Here is a 14,798-nt window from a genome sequence, read left to right on the forward strand (position 1 = left end):
ATATATGGCAAGCACATCCACTCAATCCGCGCCGCGCGTCACCCACGGCATCATCCTGTTCGCAATCGCGGGCTGGATGTGCTGCGGGATGGTCGCGCTCGCCGTCGTGGTGAGCGTGCTATCCACCGGCCCGAGCGCGGGCCTGATCGCCATCGTGATGCCGACGGTGCTGTTCGGATGCATCGGCTACCTGTTCCTGCGGCACTTCTACCGAACCCGCCGGTTCCGCCTCGACGCGCTCGCCGCCGGCAGGACGGTCGAGGGCGAGGTTGCTGGGCATGGCCGGGCGTTCAACCTGTTCTCCAGCACCCGCCACCACACCCTGCGGGTGCGCTACCGCGATAGCACCGGCGCCGACCGGTTCGAGCAGGTCATCGTGCCAGGCGCTCGGCTCGCGGCGTGCCCGCCGGGGAGCCCGATCATTGGGTACATCCACCCCAGCGGGCGCAGCTACTTCCCGCAGGGCTGAGCCCGCTCTCAGCCCTCGCAGCCGAGCCGGACGAACTCGGGGAATCCCGCCGCCGCATCGGCAGCGCGCGACCGGCCCAGGTTCCAATCCAGCAGGCTGGCGCCCCCGACCGGGGCAGTGATGATGCATTCCGCGAGCTCTCGTGGCAGGCCCTCGATGATCGCCGGGGTGGCGTCGGGCCCGAGGGAGCGCAGGTACTCGAAGTCGATCTTGCCGATCTGCGCGTAGCGCTCGATGTTGTGCTCGGCAACCCACGCCTCGGGGTTGATCAGGCCGACGCCCAGGACCAGCAGAGCGCCGGAGGCGAGCGCCGCCCGCGGGATCCACCGTCCCGTGCGCATCGCGGTGGCGACGAGCACCAGGACGAGCAGGAGCCCCATCCACAACTCGAAGCCGACCACCAGGAGCCGCAGCACGGTGAAACCGTAGGCCTCCTGGTAGACGTGCACGCGATACAGCGCCGAGGCCACCACGGCTAGCGCCAGGATGCCCAGCACCCCCAGAGCGGTGGCGAGCAACCCCCGGTCGAGCGGCGTGGCGCGAGGCGCCTTGCGCGCCACGATGGCCACGGTGATCAGCGTCAGGAATGTCACGGCGACGAGCTGCCCGAAACCCTGGTGCACGTACTGCGCGTACGTCAGCCCCGTGGTGCGCTGCACGTAGTCGTGCCCGCCCCACATGGCGGTGGCCTGGGCGGCGACGAACGCCACGAAGATGGCGATGAGCATCGCGAGCGGGATGATCCACTCGAACCGTCGGCGCACCGGCGTGCCCGCCGGCAGATTCGCCTTCTCCACGGGTGGGGGATTGACCGCCACGTACGAGGCGGCGAGCACGACCCCACCGACGAAGAAGCCAACAAACGCCCGGTTGATGAACCCGTCGACCTGCATGTCCGGCACGATCCGGTCCGCCCAGGACCCGAAGATCGCATCACCGGAGGCGAACAGCCCCCCGAAGACCACCACTACGAGCAGCGTCACCGCCGCCGTGCGCACCACCGGCCACACGCCAGAGCGCCGCGCGAGCACATTCAGGGTGCGACCCAGCAGGGGCAATCCCCGGATGGCCGCGAGCACCCACGCCGCCATCGCGGCGAGCATCGCCCCGAACGACACCGCGCCGGTCAGGCCTGCCATCGCCAGCACCGCTCCCGCGAGAACCGCGAGCACCGCTAGCCATTCCGCCGCGCGCAGCACCAGCAACGACGCCAGGGCCAGGCTCGCCACCGTGAGCACGATCGTCCAGGGATCACCCCGGCGAACCGAGCCCGCCAGGATCACTCCTCCCGCCGCGAGCATCACCAGCAGGAGGCCAAGCCCCATGTTCGACTGGGCCGGCAGGATGATGGCCGCGAGCGCGCCTACCGCGACGCTGCCCAGCACGATGCCGGGGCGGGCGCGCTGCCCCTCCTCGGGCCACGCGCGGCCAAACAGCTGCGCCACCGTTGAATCGGCGACCGGTGGCGTCGTCGGCCGGATCGGCCCGCTCGCGGTCAACGTTGCCGCCCCAGCCGGTGCCGGATCGTCAGTCATGAGCCTCTCCTCCGTGTGATCCCCGTCGCTGCGCGGCCGGGGTGCCTTCGGCAGGACGGCGCGCACGCGCGCGCCCCGCCGTGAATCCTTGTCCGTGCCGCCGACAACGGCGATCGAGCCGCCATGCAGCTCGCACACCCAGCTCGCGATCGCCAGGCCCAGCCCGGTGCCACCACCGGCGTTGTCCCACGATCCGAACCGCGCGAACACCCGCTCCACCCGATCAGGAGGGATGCCCGGCCCCTCATCGCCGACCTCCAGCGACCACCGGTCGCCGTCGAGGCAGTCCGCGCGCACCGTGACCGTGCCGCGCTCGGGCGAGTGGCGCACCGCGTTGTCCAACAGGTTCGCCACTACCTGCGCGAGACGGCCCCCATCGGCCTGGACCTCTCGCGCGCCCTCGGCGATCGCGACCTCGATGCAGATACCGCGCTGCTCGCCACCCTGCGCCCGCGCCTCGGCAACGCCCTGCTCGATCACCGCTGCCACATCGACCAGGCCGATATCAAGGCTGGCGACGCCGCCATCGACCCTACTGAGATCCAGCAGGTCCGTCACCAGCCCGCTCAGCCGCTCGGCCTGCGCCAGCGCCGTTCGCAGGCTCTCGGAATCCGGCGACACCACGCCATCAACCAAGTTCTCCAGCAACGCCTGCTGCGCGGTGAGCGGGGTGCGCAGCTCGTGGGAGACCGTGGCAACAAGCTGCCGTCGCTGCTGGTCCGCCGCAGCGAGATCGCCTGCCATCAGATTGAACGCCCGCGCGAGCTCACCCACCTCATCGAGGGAGGTCGCGGTCACCCGGCGCGAATGATCACCCGTCGCCATCACCGCGGTCGCGGCGGTCATCTCCCGCAGCGGGGACGTCATCCCACGCGCCAGCCATTGCGTGAAGAGCAAGGCCACGACCACGGTCACGGGCATCGTCAGCCAGCCCGGCACGCCCGCGCGCGAGCCCGCTTGCGCGACCAGGACAGCGACGATGACGCTCGCGCCCACGAGGATGCCCAGCTTCGCCTTGATCGACCGGAAGCCATCGAGCGGCCGCGCCGTGCTCATGCCGCCACCACCATCGCGTAGCCGACGCCATGGACGGTGCGGACCCGGTGGGCCCCGATCTTCGCGCGCAGCGCCTTGACGTGGCTGGCCAGCGTCCGGGTGCCCGAAGCCTCCGACCAGCCCCACACCTCGCGCATCAGCTCGGCATGCGAGCGCACCACTCCCGGCTCGGTCGCCAGCGCCACGAGCAGGTCGAACTCCAGCGGGGTGAGGTGCACAGCCGATCCGTCCACGAGGACCTGCCGGGCGCGTGGCTCGATGCTCAGGCCACCGACTGTCACCGCGGACGTGACGACACCTTCCCGCGACCGCTCGACGCGCCGCAGCAGGGCCTGCACACGGGCGACGACCTCGCGCATCCGGAACGGCTTGGCGACGTAATCGTCCGCGCCCACGCCGAGCCCGATCAGCACATCCGTCTCCGAGTCCCGCGCGGTCACCATCAGCACCGGCACCGGGCGCGCACCCTGGATCCGTCGGCACACCTCGAGGCCGTCGAAGCCCGGCAGCATCACGTCGAGCACCACGACATCGGGCGCGTGCGCCTCGTGGGCGGCGACCGCCCCGGGGCCATCGAAGGCTCGCACGACGCGGAAGCCCTCGGCCGCCAGGCGATCGCTCAACGCCTGGTTGATGGCTGGATCATCCTCGACCACCAGCACAAGTGGTTCTGTCATGCCGCAAGCGTAAGCGCGCGCTCGCGCACCGATCGGGGGCAAAGCGTGGAGATAGTGTGAAGAAACATGCGGTGGAGCTTCGGCAGCGCGCAGCGCTCTCACGCCGCGACGCCACACGCGATAGAAGCTGCGTATAGACCAGGGCAGCTTCTATCGCGTGTGGTGGTTTCCGGTGCTTTTGCCAGTGGGAGCCGCCACGCGCCGCCAAGCGCCCGAAAACTCCCGGCCAGCTAGGCGCCCGTGCTGTCGCCGTCCTCGAGCTGCGCGGCCTGCCGGGCGCTCAGCGAGCGGCCGAGGGAACGGACCTCCTTCTCGAGATCCGGGATCAGCCGCCGCGACATGCCACGCGCGAACTTCACCGCGAGCGGGGCCTGGATCATCGCTCGCGACCAGTACACGGTGCCGACGGAGGCGGGGCTGAACACCCGCGATGATCGCTTCTCCATGCCGGAGACGATCGCTGCGGCACACTTCTCGACGGTGGTCGTGGAGTGCAGCGGCCAGGGCAGCATCGCGCGGATCTTGCGGAACGTCGGCAGGTCCGCCTCGGCATCGCGCACCATGTCAGTGTCGATCCAGCTCGGGTGCACCGAGCCGACGGTGACGCCAAGGTGAGCGACCTCCATGGCGAACGCGGAGGTCAACGATTCCGCCGCGGCCTTGCTCGCGGTGTAGGCGTGCAGGCCGCCAAGCGGGGCGAACGACGCGACGGAGCACACCGTCAGCACGTGGCCCCGCGTCTCGGTCACGTGCGGCAGCGTGGCATTGAGTGTGTTCCAGACACCGCCGACATTGATCGCCATCGAGAGGTCGAACGTCGGCTTGCCGATCGTGGCCACCGTCCCGTAGGGCGCGATTCCGGCATTGGCGAGCACCACATCGATGCGACCGAACCGCTCGACCGCCGCCGCGACGGCCGCGCGCACCGCGTCAAGATCCACCACATCGGTCTCGAGGGATGCTGCATTGGCGTCCCCGAGCTCCGCGCACAACGCCTGCATGAGCTCGGGCTCGAGGCCGGCGAGGAAGACTCGGGCACCCTTCGCGGCGCACCGGCGCGCGACCTCCGCACCGATGCCGCGGGATGCGCCGGTGATGAACACGACCTTCCCGTCGAGGTCGATGCGTTCGCTGCGGAGCCTGGCAAGTGGATTGTCCATGACCGTCAACCTACCGCCCGGCGGCCGCGCTGGCCCCGTCTCCTGTCGAGAAAGCAGAAGTGGCTCCGTCCCAGGAGAGAACCCGGCCACAATGGGCTGGAACGCACGCTAGGAGAATCGCATGGCCAAGTACCTGCTGCTCAAGCATTACCGGGGCGCGCCCGCGGCGGTCAACGACGTGCCGATGGAGAAGTGGACCCCCGGCGAGATCAGCGCGCATGTGCAGTACATGCAGGATTTCGCCGACCGCCTCCAGGGCACCGGCGAGTTCGTCGACAGCCAGGCCCTCGCCCCGGAGGGCACGTTTGTCCGCTTCGGCGGCGAGGGTCGCCCGCCGGTCACCGACGGGCCGTTCGCCGAGACCAAGGACCTGATCGCCGGCTGGATGGTGATCGACGTCGACTCCCACGAGCGGGCCCTCGAGCTCGCCGCGGAGCTTTCCGCCGCCCCGGGAGCGGGCGGCAAGCCGATCCACGAATGGCTCGAGCTGCGCCCGTTCCTCACCGCGCCGCCCACCATCACGGAGTGACCGGCAGTGGACGAGACACTGCTGCGCGCGCTCGTCCCCGCGGCCACAGGCATCCTCGTCCGACGCGGAGCTGGCTTCGCCGCGGCCGAGGATGCCGTGCAGGAAGCCCTCATCGAGGCGTTGCGCCGGTGGCCGGAGGAACCACCGCGGGATGCCAAGGGCTGGCTGGTCGCCGTGGCCTGGCGCAAGTTCCTCGACTCCACCCGCGCCGATGCGTCCCGGCGCCGCCGCGAAGCCCTTGTCGACGCCCAGCCCGCTCCCGGCCCGGCCACGGTGGCCGACGACACGCTCGCGCTGTACTTCCTGTGCGCGCACCCCGCCCTCGCCCCGGCCTCGGCCACCGCTCTCACCCTGCGCGCGGTCGGCGGCCTGACCACACGCGAGATCGCGCGGGCCTACCTCGTGCCCGAGGCCACCATGGCCCAGCGCATCAGCCGCGCCAAGCGCACCATCGCTGGAGCGCGCCTTGATCAGCCCGGGGATGTCGCGACCGTGCTGCGCGTGCTGTACCTGGTGTTCAACGAGGGCTACTCCGGGGACGTCGACCTTGCCGCCGAGGCAATCCGGCTGGCCCGCCAGCTCGCGAGCCTGACCAGCCACGAGGAGGCGGTCGGCCTGCTCGCGCTGATGCTGCTCCACCACGCCCGCCGTCCGGCGCGCACCGGCCCCGGCGGGATCCTCGTGCCTCTCGCCGAGCAGGACCGCGGCCTATGGGACACCCGCATGATCGCCGAGGGCGTCGACCTGATCCAGTCGGTCCTGGCCCGCGACCGGCTGGGGGAGTACCAGGCGCAGGCCGCCATCGCCGCCCTGCACGCCGATGCCCCCACCGCCGCGGAGACCGACTGGCCGCAGATCGTCGAATGGTACGACGAGCTCGTGCGAATCACCGGCAGCCCGGTGGCCCGCCTGAACCGGGCCGTCGCCCTCGGCGAGGCCGACGGCCCCCGGGCCGGGCTCGCGGCACTCGCCGCGCTCGATCCTGGATTGCCCCGCTACACCGCCGTCGCGGCCTACCTGCACGAGCGTGACGGCGATCCGGCCACCGCGGCACGGCTCTACGCCGCCGCTGCTCAAGCAGCCCCTAGCCTGCCCGAGCGCGATCACCTGATGCGGCAGGCCGCGCGGCTCAACGCAGGGCCGCGCTAGCTGGCGGTGCCAGCTGGCGGTGTCAGCTGGGGGTGCCAGCGCGGGCGGCATCAGCGCGCCGGTTGTGTGCGGTTTTGCACCCTCCGCGGGCCGCCCGAGGGTGCATTCGGTAACACGTCCGGGGGGTGAGATCGCTAAGCGCACACCGGCCGGGGATCGGGATAGGGTGGGGATGAGGAGACTCCAAGAAGGTGCCAGCATGACCACCAGCGACTCCCGGGACAGTACCGGCACGGTCGGCCAGATCGAGCGCGGCAGGATGCTTTTTCGCGAGCGCGCATGGGCCGATGCGTACTCCGTTCTCACCCGGGCAGCTGAGCGGGAACCTTTGTGCCCCAGCGATATCGAGCTGATCTCGACAGCGGCATATGTCATGGGCAAGGATGCCGAGAGCGATGCAGCGCTAGAACGTGCGTACCGGGGACATAACGAGCGGGGAAGCGCGCCCGGAGCAGCGCGGTGCGCGTTCTGGCTGGGGATCTCTCTGGTCATGCGCGGCGAACCAGCGCGCGGCGGCGGCTGGCTCGGGCGCGCGCATGACACGCTCGCCTATGAGCCGGACGATTGCGCCGAGAGCGGGCTGCTGCTGGTGCCTTCGGGCCTCCACGCGCTTAGCGAGCAAGACTCCGACTCGGCCCTCGCGGCATTCTCCCAGGCCGCCCGCATCGCCGAGCGGTGCGGTGATGCCGACCTCGCGGCGCTGAGCAGCCTGGGCCAGGGACAGGCACTGATCCAGCGTGGCGATATACGCCAGGGAGTGGAGCATCTTGACGCCGCGATGGTGGCAGTGACCGCTGGTGACGTCTCGATCATTGCGTCGGGGATCATCTACTGCGCTGTCCTGATCGAGTGCCGGCGGATTCTGGACCTGCGCCGCTCCCAGGAATGGACGGCCGCGATGTCACGCTGGTGCGGCACCCAGCCTGATCTCGTGCTCTACCGGGGCCAGTGCCTCGTGCACCGCTCGGAGATCCTGCAGTGGCATGGACAGTGGGCCGAGGCAATGGCCGAGGCGCGCAGGGCTGTCGAGCGGTTGGCGTGGCCGCGGCAGCCCGCGGCAGGGATGGCCTACTACCAGCTCGCCGAGCTGTATCGCCTGCGTGGCGAGCATGCCGCGGCCGAGCAGGCCTACCACGACGCTGTCGAGCACGGGCATTCGCCACAGCCCGGGCTTGCGCTGTTGCGGCTAGCCCAGGGCAACGCGGACGCAGCGACGGCATCCCTGCGTCGTGTTCTCGACGAGACCCATGACCAGCCAGCACGGGCACGGCTGCTGGCCGCGCTGGCCGAGACGCTGCTCGCCGCGGGCGAGGCCAGCAGCGCTCGCACCGCGGTAGTCGAGCTCGGCGAGATCGCCGAGAGCGTGGCAACGCCGCTGCTAGCGGGGCTTGCCGCCCAGTCGGCTGGCGCGGTACTGCTCGCCGAGGACAAGGCTGCGCAGGCATGTGCTGAACTGCAAGCCGCGCAGCGGGTTTGGCAGGAGCTCGAGGCGCCGTACGAGGCCGCGCACGCCCATGCGCTGCTCGCCCGCGCCTGCTTGGCGCTCGGCGACACAGACACCGCGCGACTCGAGCTCGAGGCAGCGCGCGGCACATACCGTCAGCTCGGAGCCGCGCGTGACCTGGCATCGCTGTCCGTCGCGGGCAACCCGGGTGATCTGAGCCCGCGCGAGCGCGAGGTGCTCGCGCTCGTTGCTGCGGGGAACACGAACAAGCGCATCGCGGCAACACTGGTCCTGAGCGAGAAGACCGTCGAGCGGCACGTCAGCAGCATCCTGTCGAAGCTGCGCGTACCCAACCGCGCGGCAGCGACCGCATACGCATACCAGCACGGGATCGTGCAGTAGGGGATTTCCCTCGCCGCCGGGGGAGGCCGATCGCGGGTCTTTCCCGATGCGGACGCTCGCCCGATATTTCTACGCTCGAAAGCATGACCCGTTCGATAGCCGAATCGGCCCAGATCCGCGAGGAGGAACGGGCGCGGCTCGGCGCTGAGATCCTGTCCGTGTCATCGGCGGTTCGCCCCGGTTCACGTTTCCTCGACGTGGGTGCAGGGCCACTCAGTGTCCCGGCCGCGCGCCTGGGTGCCCAGGTCACCGCCACATCGGCTGATCCCGCGGTGATCAAGCGGCTCACTAGCTGGGCGCAACGCGAAGGCCTGCACCTCGATGCCCGCGTCAGCGATGGCCCCGGCCTGCCGATGCCCGACCGCTGCTTCGATGTGACGGCATCGCTGAACGGCATCCCGCTGCTACCAGGCATGCGCCAGGGCGTGGAGGAGCTCGTGCGGGTCACCAGGCCCGCCGGAACTGTCCTTATCGCCGCGTGGGGCGCGCGGCGCGCATCCGAGGTTCTGACCTTTGTCGCGGCGGCGTTGCGGGCCGCGCTACCTGGGATCGCTCCCACTCTGATGGATCCGGGGCTGCCTGTCCAGGCGCGCGACCCACAGGCACTGGCCAGCCTGCTGCGCAGCGCCGGGCTGGAGGACGTCCGAGCCCAGGAAGTGAGCTGCTCCGTGCGATTCAGGTCGGGAGCCCACCTCTGGAAGGCATTCGCCGCCAGCAACGCGGACGTGTCCCTGCTCGTCTCGCGGCTTCCGCGATCCCAGTGCGAAACCGTGCAACGGGTGCTCGACGGGATGCTGCGGGAACGTTCGGGCGGATCTCGTGGCGCGGTCCTGCTCGCGCCCGTCAACGTCGCGACCGGCATCAGGCCGGGGCAGCGACACAGCGCTCAACACAAGGAGGTCCCCTCATGAACATGCACAAGACCGGAGCGGCAGCGACGGCAGTGACCCCGGTGGTGCTCGCCGGAGCCCTGCTCTGGCACCCGCCAATCCCAGGGCGCCTGCCCGACAGCGCGGCTGTTGCCGAGCACATAGCCGAGCACCCGACTGTCTGGGGCCTGTCGCACATCGCGCTCGCCGTGGCATCGGCTTTCCTCATCGTCGCGTTCGCCGCCATCCACAGCTATCTGCGTGATGCGGGGGACCGCTGGCTCAGTTCAGCCGGATTCGGTCTCATCGTCCTCGGCAGCCTGGGGTACGCGCTCCTGCCCGGCATGGAGTTCGGTCCCCTCGCGGCGCACGAGGCCGGCGCGGATGCCGAAGCAGTCCAGGACGCGCTGATGACGTGGTTCAAACCGGTGCTGCTTATCAGCGGCGTGGCGTTCCTGCTCGGCGTCGCTGGTTTCGCGGCCGCCATCAAGCGCACCGGGGCGCTAGGCCGGATCGAGGGCACGATCGCGGTGATCGCGCTGATCGTGTTCGCCGCGTCCCGGATCATCCCCATCGGCATCGCGCAGTTCTATGTGCAGCCCTTGGCCGCTGCTGTCGCGCTCTGGCTGCTTGCCACCGCGATGTGGGCAGCCACCGAGCACCGCCAGGAGCACCAGATGGCGGGGACGAGGCTATGACAACGGACAGGTGATCTCGCAGGCTCCAGCCGCGCGCTCGCCAGTGGACCACCCACCCCGAGCGCGCGCTGGGGATGCCCGGCTACCGCGTCCCGAAGATGCGGTCGCCAGCGTCGCCGAGGCCGGGCCGGATGTAGCCATGCTCGTCGAGCTCGCGGTCGATCGCGGCGGTGTAGATCGGCACGTCAGGGGGCGCCCGGTGCAGCCCCTCGATGCCCTCGGGGCAGGTCAGCAGGCACACGAACTTGATCGACCGGGGCGCGAGCTCCTTGATCCGCTCGATCGCCGCGCGGGCGGTATTGCCGGTGGCGAGCATCGGGTCGATCACCACGATGTCGCGCTCATGCAGCTCGTCGGGCATCTTGAAGTAGTACTCGACCGCCACCAGCGTCTTGGGCTGGCGATACAGCCCGATGTGGCCCACGCGTGCCCCCGGCACGACGCGAAGCATGCCTTCGAGGATGCCGGTGCCCGCCCGCAGGATCGGCACGAGCACGACCTTCTTGCCGTCGATGACATTGCCGGTGGTCGCTTCGAGAGGAGTCTCGATGTCGACCGGCTGGACGGGGAAGTCGCGCAGCACCTCGTAGGCCATGAGCATGGAGATCTCATCGAGCAGCTGCCGGAAGTTCTTCGTCGAAGTCTCCTTGCGCCGCATCAGCGTCAGCTTGTGCGCGATGAGCGGATGGTCGATCACATTGACAGTGCCCATGGTGTGCTCCTTGCTAGAAGACCGAGCCGTCGCTGGCGATCGATAGGGGTGGCAATCCGCCGCGCAAGCGCTGCGCCGAGGCACGTCCCGCCGCCCACGTGCCACCTTCGAGCACGCACGCCAGCGGAAGCTGCTCCGCGCCCAGGCCGAGGCGGGAGCGAACCCGCGGGGCGAGCTCGTCGAGCAAGGCAACCGTCAGCGCGCGCCACTCCACGATGAGCTCATCGCCGACGCTCCAGCTCCGTGCCGCGAGCGCAGGATCGCGCAGCCGCAGCACCCCAGTGTCGAGCAGCAAGCCACCGTTGCGGTACTCGGGCAGGCCCGTCAGCTCATCGAGGCCGGTCACCGCCACCCCGGCCTGCTCGAGCGGCTCGATCAGCGAGTAGGCGAGCCACTGCGACAGCTTGTGCAATGGCATCCAGCCGCGCGTCAGGCCCGCGCCGGCGATGGCTTCGTGGCGCCAGCAGTCACCGAGCGGCACGTCACCGATCGTGTTGCCGGACAGCCAGATGCCTGATAGCCCATCGAGCACACGGTCGAGCACATCGTGGGCGGATGCCGCGGCGATCCCCGCGAAGAGCTCGCTGGGGCGGCCGGCGAGGGACAGCGCATCGCCGAGCCGGTGCAGCAGCCGCACCCGTCCGTCAAGCCCGACGAGGGGGTTGGCGGGAGTGACCTGGAATGCCTCGGCCAGCCCCGCGCCGGTCAGGTCCCACAGGCCGACCACGTCTACCTGCCACGGGTTCGCCGGGTCGCTGGAGAACAGGCCATCGTTGAACGCATGCCAGCTCGCTACGGCCAGGCCCTCGGACCGGGCGAGGACCTGGCCACTCGATTGCTCGACGTACGTCCACTCGGGTCCCGCGCCGGCGTCGAGGAGGACGCTGACCACGACAAGGTCGATCATCGACGCGGCGCGCGCCCAGGGATCGAGTCCGGCGAGGCGCTCGTGCAGGCCAGCGATCCGGTCGACCCCGCCAGCCTCGAAGTGACGCCACCTGCTGTGATAGGGGATCTCCAGGCTGGGGTAGCGCTCTCGGGTGACCGCGGCAACGTCGGTGGTGGCATTCTCCAGCGCGTCGTCATCAACGTCGAACCAGCTCGAGCGACCATCCCGGGCCCGCTGCAGCAGGTGATGGGCACGCTCCCGGATGGCGCGCGTCGATCGCAGCGCCGCGGCCGCGCGCGCGGGGGTCTCAGTCATCGGCCCAGCCCCGGCCCTTGACCTGCTTCAACTGCTGCGCGTCCGGCACTGCGCCGGGGGTGAAGTAGCCCGCGGCCATCTTCGCGTCGATCTCCACGCGCGCGTCCAGCGGGATCAGCTCCTCGGGGATGTTCACGCGCTCGCCGACCTCGATGCCCGACCCGGTGATCGCGTCATACTTGAGGTTGCTCATCGACACCAGGCGGTGGATGCGCCGGATGCCCAGCCAATGCAGGACATCGGGCATCAGCTCCTGGAAGCGCATGTCCTGCACGCCCGCGACGCATTCGGTGCGGGCGAAGTAGCGGTCCGCGGTATCGCCGCCCTCCTGGCGCTTGCGCGCGTTGTAGACAAGGAACTTGGTGACCTCCCCGAGCGCGCGGCCCTCCTTGCGGGAGTACGCGACCACGCCCGCGCCTCCCCGCTGCGTGCCACGGATGCATTCCTCGATGGCATGGGTGAGGTACGGGCGGCACGTGCAGATATCGGAGCCGAACACGTCGGAGCCATTGCACTCGTCATGGACCCGCGCGGTCAGCTCTACCGTGGGCTCAGCGAGGTCGGCAGCCCTGCCGAAGATGTATACCGTCTGCCCACCGATCGGCGGCAGGAACACCTCCAGGTCAGGGCGGGTGACCAGCTCCGGGAACATCCCGCCCGTCTCCTCGAACAGCACCCGCCGCAGCTCGGTGTCCGTGCAACCGAACCGGTCGGCGATGCCGGGCAAGTACCAGACGGGCTCGATCGCCACCTTGGTGACCACCGCGGCGCCACTGGCCAGCAGGATCCGGCCGTCGGGAACGAGCCGGCCCTGGGCGATCGCGTCGGACACCTCGGGCACCGTCACATGCGCCTTGGTCACCGCGATCGTGGGTCGGATGTCCACGCCCGAGGTGATCTCGCTGGCGAATGCCTCGGCGATCATCGCGCCCCACGGATCCAGGCTCACGATCGCGCGCGGGTCGCTCCACTGCGGATGCGGGCCGATCGTCACCGTCGGTGCCGTGTTCGTCAGGTCCGCGCGATGGTCCCGCGATAATGCGCCCGCAGCCACCGCGAGCGCCCGGTACACGCTGTAGGAGCCGCTATGGGTGCCGATGACGTTGCGCTGGGCGCGCGAGGCCGTCGTGCCGACAATGGGGCCACGCTCGGCCGGGGTCGCTGCGCCCCACGTGACCGGCAGGGCCCCCGCGCTGCCCGCATGCGAGGTCAGCCGGATGTGCCCGGCCTGGCTAGCCCCGTTCGAAGGTGGGTTGTCCGCATCAGTGGACATGGTGCCCCCTGGTCATTGATCCCGGCCGCGCGGAGGATAGGACTCAACGATACTGGGTTGGCAGGGGCAATGCGCACGACGAGGCATTGCGGACACGGAAGGGAGCCATCGAGTGATTGTCCACCACGAATCGATCGTCGACGCACCGATCGAGCAGGTGTGGGCCCGTGTGGTGAGCCCCGAGGGCATCAACGACGAGATGCGGCCGTGGCTGACGATGAGCCTGCCGCTCGGTACCGAGCACAGGACGATCGACACGGTCACGGTCGGCGCACCGCTCGGCAAGGCGTGGCTGCGGCTGTTCGGCGTGGTGCCCTTCGACTTCGACGACCTGATGATCGCCGAGCTCGACCCGGGCCGGCGGTTCCACGAGAAGTCCACGATGCTGAGCATGAGGCGGTGGGAGCACGAACGAGTGCTCGCCCCCGCCGCTGGTGGACGCACCCTCGTGCGTGATCGGATCACCCTTGTTCCCAGGGTCGCGCTCCGTCCGGCCACTAGATTGATCGGATACGTCCTGAATGCCTTTTTCGCCCACCGGCATCGGCGGTTGCAGCAACACTTTGGCTAGCGCGCTCGCCTTCGATCAAGCTGCGCGGCGCAGAAGCGACCGCACCAGGCCTGGACCCTCGGGAATGATGGCCAGCCCCACCTGGCCAGCGTGTGGGCAACGGTCAAGCGCCTCGCCAGCGGCTACGCGTTCTCGGGCGCGAACTGGCTGGCACTAAAGACAGCTCCAGCGGGGTCACGCAGCACGGACATCCGGACCCACGGCGCATCGGTGGGTGGCAGCACGACCGCGCCACCAAGCTCGACAGCCCTCGCGGCGGTGGCATCAGCGTCCTCGACCGCGAAGGTGATGCCCCAGTGTGGCTGGGTGTCCGCATCGTCAGGATCAATGAGGTTCAGGCTCGCGACGACGTTCTCGAACCCCGCGGGGCCACCCATCTCGGCGATCATCTCGGCATGGCCGGGAGTGAGCAGGTCAAGGTGGTCGCCGTACCCGGGGAGGGTCCACATCTGGCCACCGGGCCCGAGATCGATGCTCTCCCAGCCAAAGACCGCGTTGTAGAACTGCTTGGCCGCCTCGAGATCCCGGCTGTACAGGTCGTTGAAGTTCACGGCGCCATGCTCGTTCACCACGGCAGCACCACGATGCGCGTGCGCCTCCCAGACCATGAAGCGCGCGCCCTCGCGGTCGGCGCATATTGCCATCCGCCCTGGCCGGGCACATCCGAGGGCCCGAACGCCACGGTGCCGCCCGCTTCGGTGACCCGGCCCGCGGTCACGTCGGCGCTCTCCACCCACACGTAGGTGTTCCACGTCGGAGAGCACGGTTCGTCCCCGGAACTCATGATCGCGGCGACGTCACCACCGGCGAGGCGGCCGATCAGGTACTTCGAGGGCGCGCCCGGCGGCATCGCATCCTCGCACTGCCAGCCGAAAAGCCCGCCGTAGAACTCGGCGGCGGCATCCGGATCTGGCTGGCTGGTGTCGGCCCAGCAGGGCACTCCCGGGATGTAGCGATCAAGCGCGGTCATGGCGCTTCCTTCCACGTCGTTGGATGACAGTATTCATTCTGTACCCGGGCTCCGACAAGAAAGCCGGGGACAATTCACCC

General features: G+C 69.8%; 15 protein-coding genes. 7 read left to right on the plus strand and 8 right to left on the minus strand.

The annotated features are described in order from the left end of the window. Positions 1 to 4: 4 nt before the first annotated feature. Positions 5 to 469, plus strand: a complete 465-nt coding sequence (locus tag HT102_RS09345; protein WP_192039165.1) for a hypothetical protein — start codon at positions 5 to 7, stop codon at positions 467 to 469. Positions 470 to 477: 8 nt separating this feature from the next. Here the strand turns inward: HT102_RS09345 and HT102_RS09350 are convergent, their stop codons facing one another. The 3 genes from HT102_RS09350 to HT102_RS09360 all read right to left on the minus strand — a co-directional run bounded on the left by HT102_RS09350 (position 478) and on the right by HT102_RS09360 (position 4,897). Then, on the minus strand, positions 478 to 3,060 hold the full coding sequence (locus HT102_RS09350) for a DUF4153 domain-containing protein (RefSeq protein ID WP_192039166.1): 2,583 nt from the start codon (positions 3,058 to 3,060) through the stop codon (positions 478 to 480). Then, complete coding sequence (locus tag HT102_RS09355; protein WP_192039167.1) at positions 3,057 to 3,737, minus strand: response regulator transcription factor; 681 nt, start codon at positions 3,735 to 3,737, stop codon at positions 3,057 to 3,059. Before HT102_RS09355 ends, HT102_RS09350 begins: the two co-directional genes overlap by 4 nt. Before the next feature lie 230 nt (positions 3,738 to 3,967). Then, on the minus strand, positions 3,968 to 4,897 hold the full coding sequence (locus HT102_RS09360) for an SDR family oxidoreductase (RefSeq protein WP_192039168.1): 930 nt from the start codon (positions 4,895 to 4,897) through the stop codon (positions 3,968 to 3,970). Between the two features lie 121 nt (positions 4,898 to 5,018). On the opposite strand from HT102_RS09360, the gene HT102_RS09365 reads away from it, so the two are divergent. The 5 genes from HT102_RS09365 (at position 5,019) to HT102_RS09385 (ending at position 9,988) form a co-directional block, all read left to right on the plus strand. Next, complete coding sequence (locus HT102_RS09365) at positions 5,019 to 5,426, plus strand: YciI family protein (RefSeq protein WP_192039169.1); 408 nt, start codon at positions 5,019 to 5,021, stop codon at positions 5,424 to 5,426. A 6-nt stretch (positions 5,427 to 5,432) separates the two neighbouring features. Beyond that, positions 5,433 to 6,575, plus strand: coding sequence for an RNA polymerase sigma factor (locus HT102_RS09370; RefSeq protein WP_192039170.1), 1,143 nt, complete (start codon positions 5,433 to 5,435; stop codon positions 6,573 to 6,575). Positions 6,576 to 6,774: 199 nt separating this feature from the next. Continuing rightward, on the plus strand, positions 6,775 to 8,421 hold the full coding sequence (locus tag HT102_RS09375; RefSeq protein ID WP_225443473.1) for a LuxR C-terminal-related transcriptional regulator: 1,647 nt from the start codon (positions 6,775 to 6,777) through the stop codon (positions 8,419 to 8,421). Positions 8,422 to 8,504: 83 nt separating this feature from the next. Next, entirely contained in the window at positions 8,505 to 9,332 is an 828-nt protein-coding gene (locus HT102_RS09380; protein WP_192039171.1) for a class I SAM-dependent methyltransferase, read from the plus strand. Further along, on the plus strand, positions 9,329 to 9,988 hold the full coding sequence (locus HT102_RS09385) for a hypothetical protein (protein ID WP_192039172.1): 660 nt from the start codon (positions 9,329 to 9,331) through the stop codon (positions 9,986 to 9,988). Before HT102_RS09380 ends, HT102_RS09385 begins: the two co-directional genes overlap by 4 nt. A gap of 82 nt (positions 9,989 to 10,070) precedes the next feature. Here HT102_RS09385 and upp read toward each other — a convergent pair whose 3' ends face one another. The 3 genes from upp to HT102_RS09400 are packed head-to-tail and all read right to left on the minus strand — an operon-like array spanning position 10,071 to position 13,177. After that, positions 10,071 to 10,700 (minus strand): uracil phosphoribosyltransferase, encoded by a 630-nt coding sequence (gene upp / locus HT102_RS09390; RefSeq protein WP_192039173.1) that lies wholly within the window; start codon positions 10,698 to 10,700, stop codon positions 10,071 to 10,073. Between the two features lie 13 nt (positions 10,701 to 10,713). Next, positions 10,714 to 11,904: a URC4/urg3 family protein gene (locus HT102_RS09395; protein WP_192039174.1), complete on the minus strand. Its 1,191-nt coding sequence runs from the start codon at positions 11,902 to 11,904 to the stop codon at positions 10,714 to 10,716. Continuing rightward, positions 11,897 to 13,177, minus strand: a complete 1,281-nt coding sequence (locus HT102_RS09400; RefSeq protein WP_192039175.1) for a GTP cyclohydrolase II — start codon at positions 13,175 to 13,177, stop codon at positions 11,897 to 11,899. The genes HT102_RS09395 and HT102_RS09400 overlap by 8 nt, the downstream gene beginning before the upstream one ends. Before the next feature lie 112 nt (positions 13,178 to 13,289). Here HT102_RS09400 and HT102_RS09405 point away from each other — a divergent pair, with 112 nt between their 5' ends. After that, a complete protein-coding gene (locus HT102_RS09405; RefSeq protein WP_192039176.1) occupies positions 13,290 to 13,748 on the plus strand; it encodes a hypothetical protein in 459 nt (152 codons plus the stop codon). Positions 13,749 to 13,870: 122 nt separating this feature from the next. Here the strand turns inward: HT102_RS09405 and HT102_RS15945 are convergent, their stop codons facing one another. Next, the gene (locus HT102_RS15945) at positions 13,871 to 14,317 is read right to left on the minus strand and encodes a VOC family protein (RefSeq protein ID WP_333473366.1); all 447 of its coding nucleotides are present in this window, start codon (positions 14,315 to 14,317) and stop codon (positions 13,871 to 13,873) included. Further along, positions 14,314 to 14,718, minus strand: a complete 405-nt coding sequence (locus HT102_RS15950) for a VOC family protein (protein WP_225443475.1) — start codon at positions 14,716 to 14,718, stop codon at positions 14,314 to 14,316. Before HT102_RS15950 ends, HT102_RS15945 begins: the two co-directional genes overlap by 4 nt. Between the last annotated feature and the right edge of the window lie 80 nt (positions 14,719 to 14,798).

The organism is Lolliginicoccus lacisalsi, assembly GCF_014841105.1.
GTDB lineage: Bacteria > Actinomycetota > Actinomycetes > Mycobacteriales > Mycobacteriaceae > Lolliginicoccus > Lolliginicoccus lacisalsi.